The organism is Sulfitobacter sp. R18_1 (assembly GCF_017743915.1).
Lineage (GTDB): Bacteria > Pseudomonadota > Alphaproteobacteria > Rhodobacterales > Rhodobacteraceae > Sulfitobacter > Sulfitobacter faviae.
Genome location: NZ_JAGHRG010000003.1, coordinates 16366 through 33132, shown reverse-complemented (window position 1 = coordinate 33132; position 16767 = coordinate 16366). Strand labels below are relative to the sequence as shown.

The following is a 16767-nucleotide window of genomic DNA, read 5'->3' as shown; positions in this document are numbered from 1 at the left end:
CGCCGGTTTGGGCGGATCCCGCGCACCCGGTGCTGCGGGTCAGGTCTGCGCACGGGGGTTTCCCCCCCGGTCCGATCTGCTAGACCCACCCGATGCCAGCCAGCCCGGAGCCTTGCCATGTCAGACCGTTTCCGCCTCACCCTCGGGCAGTTGAACCCCACCGCCGGTGATCTGACCGGCAACGCGGCATTGGCCCGCGACGCATGGCAGGCCGGGCGCGACGCAGGCGCGCAGATGGTCGCCCTGCCCGAACTCTTCCTGACCGGGCATGACGCGCAAGGGCTGTCGCAAAGCCCCGCCTTTCAGCGCGATGTCTTGGCGCAGCTTGAGGCGCTGGCCGCGCATTGTGCTGACGGCCCCGCCTTGGCACTTGGCGCGCCTTGGATTGAGGCCGGCAAGCTCCACAACGCTTACGTCATCCTGCAAGGCGGAAAGATCGCGCAAAGGGTGCTGCAACACGCGCCCCGACCGCGCATGCCCTTCGATCCCGCGCCGATCAGCGGCCCCTATGCGGTGGCGGGGCTGCGCATCGGCTCTCCCATCGGCGCGGATGGTGAGACGGGCGACGTGGCCGAAACGCAGGCCGAGACGGGGGCCGAACTGCTGCTGATCCCCCATGCCGCGCCCCATCAGCGCGGCGCGATGGAGCGGCGCCTCAACCACATGGTCGCGCGGGTGATCGAGACGGAATTGCCGGTGATCCACCTCAACATGACCGGCGGCGAGGGTGAGACCGTTTTCGACGGCGCCACATTCGCGCTGAACCCCGGCGGCAAGCTGGCATTGCAGATGCCCGCCTTCGACACAGCGCTTGCCCATGTTGATCTGGAGCGCGGGCCGGAAGGCTGGCGGATCGTTGAAAGCGCCTTCGCGCCGCAGCCGAAGGCGCTGGAACGGGACTACCGCGCCTTGGTCGTGGGGCTGCGGGACTACGCTGCCAAAACCGGCGCTTCCAAGGTGCTGATCGAACAGGCCGAGGGGAACGACACCGCACTCGCGGGGGCAATCGCGCGGGATGCCTTGGGGGCCGAGAATGTCCGCCAGATTGCCGTGCCGATGTCAGAACATCTGCGCGCCGCACTGCGGGATGAACTGGCTGCGCTCGGGGCAGAAGTCAGCACCGAGACGCTCACCCCTCCCCTGCGCGGCCTGATGCTGCGCGCCTTGGCCGATGACGCGGGGGAAATGCTGCTCACCGCACACAACAAATCCGCCGCCGCCATGGGGATTGCGGCCCTGATGGGGAATTTCAACCCGGTCAAAGACCTTTACCAAACCGAGGTGCAAGCGCTTTGCGACTGGCGCAGCAAAACGGTGCGGGCATGGATGCAGGGACCGGCGCCCAGCCCGACCCCCGACACGGAAGAGGCCCGCGCCGAGGACGCCATCCTGCGCATCCTGCTGGAGGACGGCGGCAACGTTGATGACTGCGTGGCGGCGGGCCATGCACCGCAGAGCGCGCAGAGGATTGCAGAGCGCATCGCGGCGGCAAAGGCGCGCAAGGGGCCAACCGTTCCCGGCCCGCGTTTGAAAGCAGAGACGGCCTAGACCGTCTCGCCCGCGTCCAACCGTTGCAACCATTTACCCGCATCGCGCAGAACCGCCTCGCGCCGGTTGGCGTCCATACGATCCCAAGTGGCATAGATGTTCTTCATCCGCATATTGCCCTGAAACCGCTCGCGGTGACGGTCAAGGAAATGCCAATAGAGCAGGTTGAACGGGCAGGCCTTCGGCCCCGCCTTGGTGCTGACGCTATAGCTGCACCCTTTGCAGTAATCCGACATGCGGTTGATATAGGCCCCGGAGGAGACATAGGGCTTTGAGGCGATCACCCCGCCATCGGCGAATTGGCTCATGCCCACCGTGTTGGGCGCTTCGACCCATTCATAGGCGTCGGCGTAGACCTCCAGATACCACTCATGCACCTGATGCGGATCGACCCCCGCCAGCAGGGCGAAATTGCCCGTCACCATCAGCCGTTGGATATGGTGGGCATAGGCGTGTTTCTGGGTCTGCCCCACGACCTGCCGCAAGCAATTCATCTGCGTCGCGGCCCCCCAGTAGAAGGCGGGCAGTTCCCGGTCGTGGCGCAGCACGTTGCGCTCCACATAGTCCGGCCCTTCGAGGAAATAGATGCCGCGCACATATTCGCGCCAACCGAGGATCTGGCGGATGAACCCTTCGGCGGCGTTGATCGGCACCTCTCCCGCCTGCCACGCTTCCTCGACAGCGCGGCAGACCTCCAACGGGTCCAGCAGCCCGAGGTTGAGATAGGGCGAGATCAGCGCATGAAAGAGATAGGGCTGCCCCTCTAGCATCGCGTCTTGATAGTCGCCGAAACGCGGCAGGGCGTGGGCGATGAAATGCGCCAACACTTGCAAGGCTTCCGCGCGCGTCGTGGCAAAGTCAAAGGGGTGCAGATCGCCGAAGTTGTCGCCATAGCGCGCGCCCACAAGGTCCAACACCGCCTCCACGTCGGCATCGGGGGCGAAGGCCAGCGGGTCGGGGATATCCAGCCCTTCCTTCGGAGGTTTGCGGTTGTCGTGGTCGAAATTCCACTTGCCGCCTGCGGGGTCGTCGCCCTCCATCAACAACCCCGTCTCGCGGCGCATCTCGCGGTAGAAGTATTCCATCCTGAGCGCCTTGCGCCCCTCGGCCCAATCCTCGAACCGTTTGCGGCTGGCGATGAAGCGGTCATCCGGCACGAGCCGTGTGGGGATCGGCGCGTGGGTCAGCGCGTTGATCAGCCGCCACTCCCCCGGCTCGGTCACGATCACCTCGCCCGCGCCCGTCTCTTCCGCACGGCGGAGCAATTCGCCCACGATAGAACCCGCATTCTCGGGGTCGTCCAAGGGGGTGTAGCGCAGCGTCCAGCCGTCTTTCTTCAACGCACGCGCGAACTTGCGCATTGCGGCAAAGACCAGTGCGATTTTCTTAGGATGGTGGCGGACATATTCCGCCTCTTGCGCCACTTCGGCCATGACCACCACATCGCGCGCCTTATCCGCTTCGCGCAGGGACGACAGGTTCAGCGAGAGTTGATCGCCCAAGACCAAGATCAAACGGCTCACCACGGCACCGCCTTTCCGGCCCAGTCAAAAAACCCGCCGCTCTCCTCCGGCGTCAGCCCGTCGATTACCCGCAACAGATTGCCCGCCGCCTCCTCCGGTGGGACGGCGGGATGGCGGCCAAGGTATTTCTCGGTAAAGGGCGTCTCGACCGTGCCGGGGTGCAGCGCGACGCAGATGCTCTGCGGATGAGAGCGCGTCAGCTCGATCGCGGCGGTATGCACGATCTGGTTCACCGCCGCCTTGGCGCTGCGATAGCTGATCCACCCGCCCAGACGGTTGTCCCCGATGGAGCCGACCCGCGCTGAGAGCACGGCGAAAACCGCGCGGCTGTCACGGGGCAAAAGCCGGGCCGCGTGGCGCAGCACCAGCGCCGGGCCGACCGCGTTCAGCGCGAACTGATCCAGCATCGCCTTTTGCGTAACGGCGCGCAGCGATTTCTCTGGCGTGGCCCCGTCGATCTCCAAAGCGCCGGTGGCGACGATCACCGCGTCGAAAGGGCCACTCAACCCCTCCAGCACGGCATTGACCGATGCCTCATCCGTCAGGTCCAGCCCATCGCCCGCGCGGGACAGGGCCGTCACGGTATCACCGCGGGCGTGCAGAGCCGCACTCAGCGCCGCGCCGATCCCGCCGCTGGCCCCAATTACCAGCACCCGCGCGCTCATGCCGCCACCCATGGTATCACTTGTCGCTGCATCCTGATCTCCCTTGCTTATAGGCAGATAGGCGGCGCTGACGCAGGGGCAAACAAAAGCCGCAACACCCCCTTTTCATTTGAAAAGACGGGCGTATAACTACTCCCATGACACAGGCCGTCCATATCCCGACCCTGCCGCGCAACTGCGCGGGCCTGCTGCGCGCCAACTTGCTGCACCTAATCCGCCTCTGAGCGTGCCCTTCGGCGCGCCCGCTCAGAGGGATGTGTTGCGCGCCAAGGATACCAGCAAAGAAAGAACCCAGGATGACAGATATGACGAAACAGGACCGTGTGCTGATTTTTGACACCACCTTGCGGGATGGCGAACAATCCCCCGGGGCGACGATGACCCATGCCGAGAAGCTTGAGATCGCCTCGCTGCTGGATGAGATGGGCGTCGACATCATCGAGGCCGGCTTTCCCATCGCCTCAGAGGGTGATTTCAAAGCGGTTTCCGAGATCGCGCGGCAGAGCCAGAATTCCGTGATCTGCGGCCTTGCCCGGGCGCAACTGGGCGATATCGACCGTTGCTGGGAAGCGGTGAAACACGCAGCCCAGCCGCGCATTCACACGTTCATCGGCACCTCCCCCCTGCACCGCGCCATTCCGAACCTCACCCAAGACGAGATGGCCGACCGCATCCATGAGACGGTGAGCCATGCCCGCAACCTTTGCGACAACGTGCAGTGGTCCCCGATGGACGCCACGCGGACCGAGCTTGACTACCTCTACCGGGTGGTGGAGATCGCCATCAAGGCGGGTGCCACCACGATCAACATCCCCGACACCGTGGGCTACACCGCCCCGCGCGAGAGCGCCGATCTGATCGCGAAGCTTCTGGAAAACGTGCCCGGTGCGGATGAGATCGTCTTTGCCACCCATTGTCACAACGACCTCGGCATGGCGACGGCCAACAGCCTCGCCGCCGTCGAGGCTGGCGCGCGGCAGATCGAATGCACCATCAACGGTCTGGGCGAACGCGCGGGCAATACGGCGCTCGAAGAGGTCGTCATGGCGCTGAAAGTACGCAATGACATCATGCCCTATGAGACCCGCATCGACAGCCGCAAGATCATGAACATCTCGCGCCGTGTCGCCGCCGTGTCGGGCTTTGCCGTGCAATTCAACAAGGCCATCGTCGGCAAGAACGCCTTCGCCCACGAAAGCGGCATCCACCAAGACGGCATGCTGAAGAATGCCGAGACCTTCGAGATCATGCGCCCTGAGGATGTGGGTCTGACCGAGACCAACATCGTTATGGGCAAACACTCGGGCCGCGCCGCGCTGCGCTCCAAGCTCGAAGACCTCGGGTTTGAACTGGGCGACAACCAGCTCAAGGATGTTTTCGTGCGGTTCAAGGAATTGGCCGACCGCAAGAAGGAAATCTACGAGGATGACCTCATTGCGCTGATGCGGACCGCGACGGACCCCGAGGAAGACCGCATTCGCCTGAAATCGCTCAAGGTCGTTTGCGGCACCGATGGCCCGCAGACCGCCGACATGGTGCTTGAGATCGACGGTGCGGAGCAGACCACCGACCAGACCGGAGACGGCCCCGTCGATGCGGCGTTCAACTGCATCAAGGCGCTGGTGCCGCATTCCGCGCGGTTGCAGCTTTATCAGGTGCATGCGGTGACCGAGGGCACCGACGCGCAGGCGACGGTTTCCGTGCGGATGGAGGAAGAGGGCCGGATCGTGACCGGCCAGTCGGCGGATACCGATACCGTGGTGGCGAGTGTCCGGGCCTATATCCACGCGCTGAACCGCCTGTTGGTGCGGCGCGAGAAGGGCGGCACGGACAAGCGCGAGATTAATTATAAAGATGTGAGTTGAATTATAGGGCGGGGGCAACCCCGCCTTTTTACGTATACAGTATGGAAGTAGGGCATCGCCTGCCCGCGGGGTGGCGATCCAAACCTTAGTTCATACCACTTTATTGATCTGCCATGGCGCACCCTCAAAATGGCACACCCAGCCTCACTAAATCGCCTCCCCGTCCGGGCGGGCAGGCGATGCCCGGCGCCTGCGGCTTGATTCCGGGCCCGGTGGCAACTTCAATACGGATTCTTCGCCCCGCGATCGTCACTCAGCGACGCCTGCCCCCGCTCCACGATCTTCACCACTGCATCTGCCAAATGCTGCCGCTGGATATGATCATCCCCCGCCGCAACCCGCAGCTTATGCGCCTCCAGCATCACCTCGGCATGGCTCGACCCGCGCGGCGGGATGAAAGTGTAGCAGGCCAGTTCGATCAACAGCCCCAACGGGTCTTTGAAATAGATCGAATGCATGAAGCCGCGGTCCTTCACGCCGGAATGCCCGATGCCCCGCGCCTCCAACCGCGCGGGCACCTGATCGAACATCGCGCGGTCCACCTCAAAGGCCAGATGATGCACGCAGCCCGGGTCCATCGGCGTGCGGTTGTGCACCCGCTTGCGGTTCTCATTGGTGAAGATCGTGATCAGCCGACCATCGCCGGGATCGAAATACAAATGCCCCTCGTCCGGGTCATCCAGATTGGGCTGGTCAAAGATGAAGGGCATCCCCAACACCCCCTCCCAAAAGTCGATCGAGCTTTGCCGGTCCGCCCCGGTGAGGGTGATGTGATGCACTCCAAGTGTCTGTATCTTCCGCATGGTATCGCCGACCTCCGCCTGTGCTGCGCCCTAAATATACCGCTCTATGATAGCGCGGCGGCAATATCGCGCCACCTTTGCGGTCTTGCCCCTTTCACCCTGACCCCGTGCGCCCTATAAGAGCCAATAGCCCGCGCGTGGACCCATGCAGGCGGGCCTGTCCGAATAGTTGCAAGGCTCCGCTACTCTATGTCCATCCTCGATCAATTCCGCGGCCTGTTCTCCTCTGATATGGCGATCGACCTCGGCACCGCGAACACGCTGGTTTACGTCAAGGGCAAGGGCATCGTGCTGAGCGAACCTTCGGTTGTGGCCTATCACGTCAAGGACGGCGTCAAGAAAGTGCTCGCCGTGGGTGAGGATGCGAAACTCATGCTGGGCCGTACCCCGGGCAGCATCGAGGCGATCCGCCCAATGCGCGAAGGTGTCATCGCGGATTTCGACACCGCCGAAGAGATGATCAAGCACTTCATCCGCAAGGTGCACAAGCGCTCGACCTTCTCGAAACCCAAGATCATCGTCTGCGTGCCGCATGGCGCCACCCCGGTTGAGAAACGCGCGATCCGCCAGTCGGTGCTGTCGGCAGGCGCGCGCCGCGCCGGACTCATTGCCGAGCCCATCGCCGCGGCCATCGGCGCGGGCATGCCGATCACCGACCCCACCGGCAACATGGTCGTCGACATCGGCGGCGGTACGACCGAAGTGGCGGTGCTGTCGCTGGGCGACATCGTTTATGCCCGCTCGGTCCGCGTCGGCGGTGACCGGATGGATGAGGGCATCATCAGCTACCTGCGCCGCCAGCAGAACCTGCTGATCGGGGAGACGACGGCCGAGCGGGTCAAGACCTCCATCGGCACGGCGCGGATGCCCGACGACGGGCGCGGCACCTCGATGCAGATCCGCGGCCGCGACCTTCTGAACGGTGTTCCGAAAGAGATCGAAGTGACACAAGCCCAGATCGCCGAGGCGCTGGCCGAGCCGGTGCAGCAGATCTGCGAAGCGGTGATGACCGCGCTGGAAACCACGCCACCCGACCTTGCCGCCGACATCGTTGACCGCGGCGTCATGCTCACGGGCGGCGGCGCGCTGCTGGGTGATCTCGATCTTGCGCTGCGCGAACAGACGGGCCTTGCGATCTCGGTCGCGGATGAGCCGCTCAACTGCGTGGCCCTCGGCACCGGCAAGGCGCTGGAATACGAGAAACAGCTGCGCCACGCGATCGACTACGACAGTTAACACTGGCAAGTTAGCCAGACCCGGCACGCGGCGACACCGCCCCGCCTGACCGGGTGGGAGTTTCGGCACAGATGGCCAAGGACCGTTCCAGTTCCAGTGATTTCACCGGCCCGCTGCGGCGGCTGCTGCTGGTCGTGTTGGTATTGGCGCTGACCGGCATCTTCCTTCTGTGGCGCATCGACAGCCCCCGCGTTGAACGCTTTCGCGCGCAGGTGACGGATCGTTTCGTGCCCAATCTCGACTGGGCCATGGCCCCGGTCACCGGCACCATTAACCTCTTGCGCGACTTCCAAAGCTACCAGCGCCTGAGCGAGCAGAACCGCGAGCTGCGCTCGGAACTGCGGCAAATGCAGGCGTGGAAAGAGGCGGCGCTTCAGCTTGAGCAAGAGAACGCCCGGCTTCTGGACCTCAACAACGTGCGGCTCGACCCGCGGCTGACCTTCATCACCGGCACGGTGCTGGCCGACAGCGGCTCGCCCTATCGCCAGTCGGTGCTTCTGAACGTCGGCGCGCGCGACGGGCTGGTCGAAGGCTGGGCCACGATGGACGGCATCGGGCTTGTGGGCCGCATCGCGGGCGTGGGCAAGAACACCGCGCGGGTGATCCTGCTGACCGATGCTTCCAGCCGCATTCCGGCGACGATCCAGCCTTCGGGACAACGTGCCATCGTGGCGGGCGACAACAGCGCCGCGCCGCCCTTGGACTTCATCGAGAACCGCGAGCTGGTCCGCCCCGGCGACCGGGTGATCAGCTCGGGCGATGGCGGCGTGTTCCCGGCGGGCATCCTGATCGGTCAGGTCGCCGCCGATCCGGGCGGGCGGCTGCGCGTTAGGCTGGCGGCGGATTACGAGCGGTTGGAATTCCTGCGCGTGCTGCGCCATCACGGCAATGAAACCGTGCCGGACACCGCCCATGTCATCACCTCCGACGGCCCCTTGGCCGAACCGGCAGCCCCGGTCGGGGTGCAGCCATGACCGACCTGTCGCGCAGCCGTCTCTGGGTCATGCGCCTGAGCTTTGTCGCGCTGGCGCTGGTGATCTTGTTCTTCCACCTCCTCCCGCTTGAGACGACCCCGCGCGCTTGGGCCGGGCCGGACCTGCTGCTGGGCTTTGCCTGTGCTTGGGGGCTCCGACGGCCCGAATACGTGCCCTCGCTTTTTCTGGCGCTGGTCTTTCTGCTGGCGGACCTGTTGCTGCAACGCCCGCCCGGTCTTTGGGCGGTGCTGGCCCTGATCGGGGTCGAGAACCTCAAATCGCGGGGGCGGCACCTGCGAGATGCGAGCTTTGCCGCCGAATGGCTGACCGTGGCCGTGATCCTGACCATGGTGATCTTTGCCTATCGCATTCTGCTGAGCCTTGCGCTGGTGCCGACGCCTTCGCTGACGCTGAACCTCACGGAATTGGCACTGACGACGCTCGCTTATCCGCTGATCGTGGCGGTGACCCATGGTATCATGGGCGTGCGCAAGACCGCGCCGGGCGATCTGGATGCGCTTGGCAAACGGGTGTGATCGGAGAGCGATGAGATGAGACGGAGCCGCGCCGACAATGATGCAACCCACACGCGCCTGACGCGTCGCGCCGCCCTCTTGGGCGGGGCGCAGCTATTGTTCATGGGCGGGCTGGCCGCGCGCATGCGCTATCTACAGGTCGATCAAGCCGACCAGTTCCGCCTGCTGGCCGAAGAGAACCGCATCAACATCCGTCTGATCCCCCCCGCCCGGGGTGAGATTTTCGACCGCAACGGCGTACAGCTTGCCGATAACGTGCCCTCCTACCGGATCGTCATGGTCCGCGAAGATGCGGGCGACGTGGAAGCGGTGATGGAGCGGCTCGCCCAAGTCATCGAGATCGACGAGGAGACCCGCGAACGCGCCATGACCGAAATGTCGCGCTCTGCCCCCTTCCTGCCCGTCACCATCGTCGATGACGTGAGTTGGGAAGTCGTGAGCAAGGTCAGCGTCAACGCCCCCGCACTGCCCGGCGTCACGCCCGAAGTGGGCCTGACCCGCGTCTATCCTCGCGGCGCGGATTTCGCCCATGTGGTGGGCCGCGTGGGCCGGGTGAGCCAAGCCGATCTCGACGCGCTGGAGAACCCCGATCAGGTGCTGCGCATCCCGCGGTTTCAAATCGGCAAGATCAACGTCGAAGCCCGCGCCGAAAACCTGCTGCGCGGCGCGGCGGGCACCAAACATGTGGAGGTGAACGCGACGGGCCGCGTGATGCGCGAGCTGGAACGGCGCGAGGGGCAGGCCGGGGCCGATCTGCAACTGACCGTGGACGCCAATCTGCAACGCTATGTGCAGGCCCGTCTGGGCGAGGAAAGCGCCGCCGTGGTCATCATCGACTGCGAGAATGGCGATCTGGCCGCGCTTGCATCCTCGCCCAGCTACGACCCGAACCTCTTTATCGGCGGCATCTCTTCGGCGGATTACAACCCGCTGCTCAATTCCAAATACCGCCCCTTGGTGAACAAACCCATACAGGGCACCTACCCGCCCGGTTCGACATTCAAGATGATCGTGGCACTTGCCGCCATCGAAGAGGGCATCGTCACCCCCGATGAGACGGTCTATTGCCCCGGCCATCTGGAAGTCGCGGGGCGGCGGTTCCACTGCTGGAAACGCGCCGGCCACGGCTGGGTCGATCTGCAACATTCGCTGAAACAATCCTGCGACGTCTATTACTACGATCTGGCGGTAAAGGTCGGGATCGAAAAGATCACCGCCATGGCGAACCGCTTTGGCCTTGGGATCAAACATGATCTTGCGCTGTCCTCGGTCGCGGGCGGGCTTGCGCCCACGAAACAGTGGAAACGCTCGGCCCGGGGTGAGGATTGGGTCGTGGGTGACACGGTCAACGCCTCTATCGGGCAGGGTTTCACCCTCTCCTCCCCGCTGCAATTGGCGGTGATGAGCGCGCGGATCGCCACGGGCCGCGCGGTGACGCCGCGGCTGATCAAATCCATCGACGGGGTAGAGCAACCCAGCGGCGCGGGCGAACCGATGGGGCTGAACGAGAACAACCTGCGCCAATTGCGCAAGGCGATGTATGACGTGGTGAACGACCGCCGCGGCACCGGCTACCGCAGCCGCATCATCGACGACACGATGCGCATGGCAGGCAAAACCGGCACCAGTCAGGTGCGCAACATCACCGCCGCCGAACGCGCCCGCGGCGTGACCAGCAACGCCGACCTGCCGTGGGAACGCCGCGATCACGCGCTCTTTGTCTGCTTTGCACCCTATGACAAACCGAAATACGCAGCCTGCGTGTTGGTGGAACACGGCGGCGGCGGGTCGACCGCGGCGGCCCCGATCGCGCGCGACGTGATGTTGCAGGCCATGGCGGGCGGCGAGCCGCCGCTCGAAGCCTACCCCAAATCCGACCGGGGCCGCATCGCCACTCAGCAAGAGGAACTGCGCAACACCACGCCCGAGACCACCGCCAATCTGGAGGGGGAGGATCAGGCATGAGCTATCTTGAGCATACGGTCAAATCCGTCCCCACAGGACTGCGCAAGATCCTCTTTATGAACTGGCCGCTGGCGATCCTGCTGACCAGTGTCGCGGGCGTCGGTTTTCTCATGCTCTATTCGGTCGCGGGCGGGTCATTCTCCCCTTGGGCCGAACCGCAGATGAAGCGTTTTGCCATGGGCATGGCGATTATGTTCACCGTGGCGATGGTGCCGATCTGGCTTTGGCGCAACCTGTCGGGCGTGGCCTATGGGGCGACCTTGGTGCTGCTGGTCGCGGTCGAACTTTTCGGCTCTGTCGGCATGGGCGCGCAGCGGTGGATCGACATCGGCTTCATGCGGCTGCAACCGTCGGAACTGATGAAAATCACGCTGGTCCTGTTTCTGGCCGCCTATTACGACTGGCTGCCGGTCAAGAAGGTCTCGCGCCCCTTCTGGGTGCTGGTGCCCATCCTGATCATCGTGATCCCCACCGCGCTGGTGCTGAAACAGCCCGACCTCGGCACCTCGATCCTGCTCTTGACCGCCGGGGGCGGGCTGATGTTCCTCGCGGGCGTGCACTGGGCCTATTTCGCCGCCGTCATCACCGCCGCCATCGGGCTGGTCACCGCCGTCTTCCAGTCGCGCGGGGCACCGTGGCAATTGCTGAAAGACTACCAATACCGCCGCATCGACACCTTTCTCGACCCCAGCCAGGACCCGCTTGGCGCGGGCTATCACATCACCCAGTCCAAGATCGCGCTTGGCTCGGGCGGCTGGTCGGGGCGCGGCTATATGCAAGGCACCCAGTCGCGGCTGAACTTCCTGCCCGAGAAACACACCGATTTCATCTTCACCACATTGGCCGAAGAGTTCGGCTTCGTCGGCGGCGTCTCTCTTCTGGGGCTTTACGCGCTGATCATCCTGTTCTGCGTGGCCTCGGCGGTGAAGAACAAGGACCGCTTCTCAAGCCTGCTGACCCTTGGCATCGCGCTTAACTTCTTTCTCTTTTTCGCCGTTAACATGTCGATGGTCATGGGGCTGGCCCCCGTGGTCGGCGTGCCGCTGCCCATGGTGAGCTATGGCGGCTCGGCCATGCTGGTGCTGCTGCTGGCCTTCGGCTTGGTGCAATCGGCGCATGTTCATAGACCGAGGTAATTCATGACGATCAACATTCTCTTCGCCGCCAAAGCCGAACGCTGGGACGGCTACGAACAGCCTTTGAACGAAGCGCTGCGCAAGGCACTGCCGGGGCAGGATTTCACGCTGGCCACCGACCTGCCGTCCGAGGAGGTCGACTATATCGTCTACGCCCCCAACAGCGACTTGCAGGATTTCACCCCCTATACCCGCGCCAAGGCGGTGCTGAACCTCTGGGCCGGGGTGGAGGCGATCACCGGCAACGAAACCTTGAAGATCCCGCTGGCGCGGATGGTCGACTTCGGCCTGACCCACGGCATGGTGGAATGGTGTACCGGCCATGTGCTGCGCCATCATCTGGGGATGGATACCGACATCCTGCGCAAGGATGCCAAATGGGAGCCGCGCACCCCACCGCTGGCGCGCGAGCGCAGCGTCGCAGTGCTGGGCATCGGTGCGCTTGGGCAGACCGTTGCCGAGGCGCTAGTGGGTCTGGGCTTTGACGTGACCGGTTGGTCGCGCAGCGAAAAGCAGATTGAGGGCGTTCGCTGTTTGCATGGCGACGAAGGTCTGACGGGAGCGCTCAAACGCGCCGAGATCGCCGTGCTCCTGATGCCCGACACGCCCGCCACGCAGAACGTTCTGAATGCCGAGACGCTGGCGCAGATGCCTAAGGGCGCCTTTATCATCAACCCCGGTCGCGGGCCGCTGATCGACGACGACGCTCTGCTGGCAGCGCTCGACACCGGGCAGATCGCCCATGCCACGCTGGATGTCTTCCGGGTGGAGCCGTTGCCCGAAGATCACCCCTATTGGGCGCATCCGAAGGTGACCGTGACCCCGCATATCGCGGCGGCCACGCGCAACGACACGGCCTCGGAAGTCATCGCGGAAAACATCCGCCGCAGCGAGGCCGGGGAGCCCCTGCTGCATCTGGTGGACCGCGACCGGGGATATTGACCCCCGGACGCGGCCAATCTCAGGCCGCCAGCCCGCGCCCCTTGAGCAGCGCTTCGACCCCGGGCAGACGACCCCGGAAGGCGGTGTAAAGTTCCGCCGGATCACGGCTGCCGCCGGTCGAAAGGATGTGCTCCTCCAACGCCTCGGCACGTTCGGCGTCAAAAGCCCCGCCCGCTTCCTCGAAGGCGGCGAAGGCGTCGGCGTCCATTACCTCGGACCACATGTAGCTGTAATAGGCGCTGGAATAGCCATCGCCCGAAAACACATGCGCGAACTGCGGGGTGGCGTGGCGCATGCGGATCGCCTGCGGCATGCCGATGCTGCTGAGCACCTCGGCCTGTTTCGCCATCGGATCGGCAGGCGGTTCGCCGTCGTGGAACTCCAGATCGACAAGGGCGGAGGCGATATATTCCACTGTCTGGAACCCCATGTCGAAGGTCGCGGCGGCCAGCACCTTGTCGAGCATCTCACGCGGCATCGCCTCGCCCGTGCGGGCATGGGTGGCGAATTTCTGCAGCACCTCGGGCTGGTCCAACCAGTGCTCAAAAAGCTGGCTCGGCAACTCCACGAAGTCGCGCGCCACCGAGGTGCCGCTGACGCTTTCATAGGTTACGTCCGAGAGCATCTGGTGCAGGGCATGGCCGAACTCGTGAAACAACGTGCGCGCATCGTCGTAGGACAGTAGCGCCGGATCGCCCTTGGCGAAGTTGCAGACGTTGATCACCACGGGCGCCTGTTCGCGCGGGAACTTCGCCTGCGCGCGCATCGCCGAGCACCACGCGCCCGACCGTTTCGAGCCGCGCGCGAAATAATCGCCGATGAAGACCGCTACATGCTGGCCGTCCCGCGTCACTTCCCACGCCCGGCAATCGGGATGGTAGAGGGGCGCGTCGAGGGCTGCGAACTCCAGCCCGAACAACCGATTGGCACAGTCGAAGGCCGCGTCGATCATCCGGGCGAGCTGGAAATAGGGTTTTAGTGCCGCCTCATCGAGGTCATGCTCCGCCGCGCGCCGCTTCTCGGCGTAGTAGCGCCAGTCCCAAGGTTCCAGCGCCCCGTTCACGCCGTCCTCGCTCATCAGCGCGGTCAGCACCTCGGCATCGGCGTCGGCCTGCGCCTTGGCCGGTTTCCAGACTGACATCAGCAAGTCGCGCACGGCTTGCGGGGTCTTCGCCATCTCGGTTTCCAGTTTGTAGGCGGCGAAATTGTCGTAACCGAGGAGTTCGGCGCGCTCCTTGCGAAGGGCCAGCGTCTCCGCCGCGATCTCGCGGTTGTCGGTCTCGCCGCCGTTCGCCCCGCGGGCTTCCCACGCGCGGAACGCCTTTTCGCGCAGGTCGCGCCGGTCCGAAAATTGCAGGAAGGGCGTGATGAGCGAGCGCGAGAGCGTGACCACCGGGCCTTGCGCGCCCTTTTCTTCGCCCGCGGCACGGGCGGAGACGATCACGAAATCTGGCAGGCCGGTCAGATCGTCCTCGGACAGCCGCATGAACCAGTCACGCTCATCCGCCAACAGGTTCTGGGTGAACTGAGTGCCCAGCACAGCCAACCGCGCCTTGATCTCCTTCATGCGCTCGGCCTCCGACCCCGTCAGCGCAGCGCCTGAGCGGACGAAGCCACGGTGCGTCAGCATCAGCACGCGGGCCTGTTCCTCGCTGAGGTCGAGCCTGCCGCGCCCCTCCCAAACGGCATTGATGCGGGCGAAGAGCTTCGTGTTGCCCGAGATCGCCGATTGATGCGCGGCGAGCTTGGGCGAGAAGTCGCGCTGCAACGCCTCGCGTGCCGGGTTGCTGTCCGCGCCTGCCACGGTGAAGAAGACGCTCAGAACCTTGTCGAGCGCCGCGCCGGAGGATTCCAGCGCCTCGATGGTATTGGCGAAGCTGGGGGCCTCGGGATTGTCGGCGATGGCGTCGATCTCGGCCCGGTGGGCGGTGAGCGCCTCCTCCAAAGCGGGGGCGAAATCATCGTCGGAAATGCGGTCAAAGGGGGCGATGCCGAAGGGAGTCTCCCATTCGGTCAGAAGCGGGTTTGTCATGCAGGTCTCCTTTGCGCCCAAGATGGGGCGCGCCGGGGTGACTTGCAATCACCCGCCGCAGGTTTCGCAGCCCGCGCGGCGTTTGAGGCCGATCTTGCGGGTCTCGCCATAGAGCCCGTCATAGATCATCATCTCGCCGCGCAGCACGCTGCCCGCCCCGGTGATGAGCTTCACCGCCTCCAGCGCCATCATCGTGCCGATCACGCCGGGCAGCGGCCCGATCACCCCGGCCTCGGCGCAGGATGGTGCCAGACCCGCGGCCGGCGCCTCGGGGAAGATACAGCGATAACAAGGCGCGCCGCGGGCGGGGTCAAAGACGCTGAGCTGCCCCTCCCACTGGCTGAGCGCGCCCGAGATGAGCGGCGTGGCCGTCGCGACGCAGGCCGCGTTCACGCGGTAGCGGGTGTCAAAATTGTCGGTCCCGTCGAGCACGAGGTCATAGTCGGCCACGAGTTCCTCGGCGATCTCATCGGTCAGGCGGCGGTGGTAGGGGCGGACGGTGACATGGGGGTTCTGCGCCAGCATCTCGGCCTGCGCGGAAAAGACCTTGGGCGTGCCGATGGCTTTGTCCTTGTGGATCACCTGCCGTTGCAGGTTGGCGTTTTCGACCGCGTCGTCGTCGATCACCCCGATGGAGCCCACGCCCGCCGCGGCGAGGTACTGCAGCACCGGCGCGCCGAGGCCGCCCGCGCCGATGACGAGCACCTTCGCGTTCTTCAGCGCCTTCTGCCCGGGGCCGCCGACCTCGCGCAAAACGATGTGCCGGGCGTAGCGGTTCAACTCACTCTCCGAAAAACGTCCCGCGGTGGGGGCTTCGGTCGGCGCGTCCGGCGTGGCGCGCGCGCGCAGGGTCGCCAGCCCCTGCCGGTAGAGCAACACCAGCACGACGAAACCGCCCAAGAGCAGCCAAGGCGCGGCGCTGCCGCCGGTGGCGAGCCGCAGCGGATGGGTGGCCGGAAACAGCAGATGCAGCGCGACCAGCGCCAGATACATCAGCCCGATCAGCCCCGCGCGCAGCCCGCGCGGCAGGCCAAGGAAGCCGCCGCCGAACCAAAGCGCCGCCGCGATAATCAAAACAGCCAGCATCACCGCGCCCCCGTCGAGCCAAACCCGCCCGCGCCGCGCGGGGTCTCATCAAGGCGCGCGGCCAGCTCGAAGCCCGTCTGCACCACCGGAGCCACGACCATCTGCGCGATGCGCATGCCATGTTCGACGGTGAAGGCCTCCGCCCCCATATTGCCCATGATCACCCCCACCACGCCGCGATAATCGCTGTCGATGGTGCCGGGGCTGTTGATCAGGGTGATCCCATGCTTCAGCGCGAGACCCGAGCGCGGGCGGATCTGCACCTCGAACCCCTGCGGGATCGCCATCTGCAACCCGGTGGAGATCAGCGCCCGCGCGCCGGGGGCCAGTGTGACAGCGCCGCCGGGCAGATTGGCCCGCAGGTCCGCCCCCGCCGCCCCGGCGCTTTCATAGGCGGGCAATGGCAGGCTGCGGTCCGCGCCATCGGCCCAGCAGAGTTTGATAGTGGTCATAGCG

At 65.0% G+C, this 16767-nt stretch carries 14 protein-coding genes; 8 read left to right on the top strand and 6 right to left on the bottom strand.

All coding sequences use genetic code 11. From position 1 onward, the window contains the following. Positions 1-117: 117 nt before the first annotated feature. Positions 118-1548 carry a nitrilase-related carbon-nitrogen hydrolase gene (locus J7392_RS07720; protein ID WP_209217029.1) on the top strand — a complete coding sequence of 477 codons (1431 nt, stop codon included), beginning with the start codon at positions 118-120 and terminating at the stop codon, positions 1546-1548. On the opposite strand, the gene J7392_RS07715 is transcribed toward J7392_RS07720, so the two are convergent. Both J7392_RS07715 and J7392_RS07710 read right to left on the bottom strand, forming a co-directional pair. Continuing rightward, the gene (locus J7392_RS07715; protein ID WP_209217028.1) at positions 1545-3074 is read right to left on the bottom strand and encodes a cryptochrome/photolyase family protein; all 1530 of its coding nucleotides are present in this window, start codon (positions 3072-3074) and stop codon (positions 1545-1547) included. The two genes, J7392_RS07720 and J7392_RS07715, sit on opposite strands and share 4 nt — an antisense overlap. Continuing rightward, positions 3068-3736 (bottom strand): SDR family NAD(P)-dependent oxidoreductase, encoded by a 669-nt coding sequence (locus J7392_RS07710; RefSeq protein ID WP_209217027.1) that lies wholly within the window; start codon positions 3734-3736, stop codon positions 3068-3070. The genes J7392_RS07715 and J7392_RS07710 overlap by 7 nt, the downstream gene beginning before the upstream one ends. Positions 3737-4032: 296 nt before the next feature. On the opposite strand from J7392_RS07710, the gene J7392_RS07705 reads away from it, so the two are divergent. Further along, positions 4033-5601 (top strand): 2-isopropylmalate synthase, encoded by a 1569-nt coding sequence (locus J7392_RS07705; protein WP_209217026.1) that lies wholly within the window; start codon positions 4033-4035, stop codon positions 5599-5601. Positions 5602-5822: 221 nt separating this feature from the next. On the opposite strand, the gene J7392_RS07700 is transcribed toward J7392_RS07705, so the two are convergent. Continuing rightward, positions 5823-6404: a VOC family protein gene (locus tag J7392_RS07700; protein WP_209217025.1), complete on the bottom strand. Its 582-nt coding sequence runs from the start codon at positions 6402-6404 to the stop codon at positions 5823-5825. Positions 6405-6593: 189 nt separating this feature from the next. On the opposite strand from J7392_RS07700, the gene J7392_RS07695 reads away from it, so the two are divergent. The 6 genes from J7392_RS07695 (at position 6594) to J7392_RS07670 (ending at position 13193) form a co-directional block, all read left to right on the top strand. Then, positions 6594-7640, top strand: a complete 1047-nt coding sequence (locus J7392_RS07695; protein WP_040700660.1) for a rod shape-determining protein — start codon at positions 6594-6596, stop codon at positions 7638-7640. Between the two features lie 71 nt (positions 7641-7711). Beyond that, the gene (mreC, locus tag J7392_RS07690) at positions 7712-8614 is read left to right on the top strand and encodes a rod shape-determining protein MreC (RefSeq protein WP_209217024.1); all 903 of its coding nucleotides are present in this window, start codon (positions 7712-7714) and stop codon (positions 8612-8614) included. Beyond that, positions 8611-9150, top strand: a complete 540-nt coding sequence (locus tag J7392_RS07685) for a rod shape-determining protein MreD (RefSeq protein ID WP_209217023.1) — start codon at positions 8611-8613, stop codon at positions 9148-9150. Before mreC ends, J7392_RS07685 begins: the two co-directional genes overlap by 4 nt. 15 nt (positions 9151-9165) lie before the next feature. Continuing rightward, complete coding sequence (gene mrdA / locus J7392_RS07680) at positions 9166-11115, top strand: penicillin-binding protein 2 (RefSeq protein WP_209217022.1); 1950 nt, start codon at positions 9166-9168, stop codon at positions 11113-11115. After that, positions 11112-12251 (top strand): rod shape-determining protein RodA, encoded by a 1140-nt coding sequence (gene rodA / locus J7392_RS07675; RefSeq protein ID WP_209217021.1) that lies wholly within the window; start codon positions 11112-11114, stop codon positions 12249-12251. The genes mrdA and rodA overlap by 4 nt, the downstream gene beginning before the upstream one ends. Positions 12252-12254: 3 nt before the next feature. Continuing rightward, the gene (locus J7392_RS07670) at positions 12255-13193 is read left to right on the top strand and encodes a glyoxylate/hydroxypyruvate reductase A (protein WP_209217020.1); all 939 of its coding nucleotides are present in this window, start codon (positions 12255-12257) and stop codon (positions 13191-13193) included. A 19-nt stretch (positions 13194-13212) separates the two neighbouring features. Here the strand turns inward: J7392_RS07670 and J7392_RS07665 are convergent, their stop codons facing one another. From J7392_RS07665 to dut, 3 genes are read right to left on the bottom strand one after another with little or no spacing between them, the layout of a single operon-like run. After that, positions 13213-15225, bottom strand: coding sequence for a M3 family metallopeptidase (locus J7392_RS07665; RefSeq protein WP_209217019.1), 2013 nt, complete (start codon positions 15223-15225; stop codon positions 13213-13215). A gap of 48 nt (positions 15226-15273) precedes the next feature. Further along, a complete protein-coding gene (gene moeB / locus J7392_RS07660) occupies positions 15274-16311 on the bottom strand; it encodes a molybdopterin-synthase adenylyltransferase MoeB (protein WP_209217018.1) in 1038 nt (345 codons plus the stop codon). Beyond that, positions 16311-16763: a dUTP diphosphatase gene (gene dut, locus J7392_RS07655; RefSeq protein ID WP_209217017.1), complete on the bottom strand. Its 453-nt coding sequence runs from the start codon at positions 16761-16763 to the stop codon at positions 16311-16313. The genes moeB and dut overlap by 1 nt, the downstream gene beginning before the upstream one ends. Positions 16764-16767: the final 4 nt, after the last annotated feature.

What these genes read in the sequence shown, in the direction of transcription:
- J7392_RS07695 (WP_040700660.1), top strand. Translation starts at nt 6,594, where the DNA reads ATGTCCATCCTCGATCAATTCCGCGGCCTGTTCTCCTCTGATATGGCG.
- J7392_RS07720 (WP_209217029.1), top strand. Translation starts at nt 118, where the DNA reads ATGTCAGACCGTTTCCGCCTCACCCTCGGGCAGTTGAACCCCACCGCC.
- J7392_RS07685 (WP_209217023.1), top strand. Translation starts at nt 8,611, where the DNA reads ATGACCGACCTGTCGCGCAGCCGTCTCTGGGTCATGCGCCTGAGCTTT.
- J7392_RS07670 (WP_209217020.1), top strand. Translation starts at nt 12,255, where the DNA reads ATGACGATCAACATTCTCTTCGCCGCCAAAGCCGAACGCTGGGACGGC.
- moeB (WP_209217018.1), bottom strand. Translation starts at nt 16,311, where the DNA reads ATGCTGGCTGTTTTGATTATCGCGGCGGCGCTTTGGTTCGGCGGCGGC.
- dut (WP_209217017.1), bottom strand. Translation starts at nt 16,763, where the DNA reads ATGACCACTATCAAACTCTGCTGGGCCGATGGCGCGGACCGCAGCCTG.
- J7392_RS07710 (WP_209217027.1), bottom strand. Translation starts at nt 3,736, where the DNA reads ATGAGCGCGCGGGTGCTGGTAATTGGGGCCAGCGGCGGGATCGGCGCG.
- rodA (WP_209217021.1), top strand. Translation starts at nt 11,112, where the DNA reads ATGAGCTATCTTGAGCATACGGTCAAATCCGTCCCCACAGGACTGCGC.
- J7392_RS07700 (WP_209217025.1), bottom strand. Translation starts at nt 6,404, where the DNA reads ATGCGGAAGATACAGACACTTGGAGTGCATCACATCACCCTCACCGGG.
- J7392_RS07665 (WP_209217019.1), bottom strand. Translation starts at nt 15,225, where the DNA reads ATGACAAACCCGCTTCTGACCGAATGGGAGACTCCCTTCGGCATCGCC.
- mreC (WP_209217024.1), top strand. Translation starts at nt 7,712, where the DNA reads ATGGCCAAGGACCGTTCCAGTTCCAGTGATTTCACCGGCCCGCTGCGG.
- J7392_RS07705 (WP_209217026.1), top strand. Translation starts at nt 4,033, where the DNA reads ATGACAGATATGACGAAACAGGACCGTGTGCTGATTTTTGACACCACC.
- mrdA (WP_209217022.1), top strand. Translation starts at nt 9,166, where the DNA reads ATGAGACGGAGCCGCGCCGACAATGATGCAACCCACACGCGCCTGACG.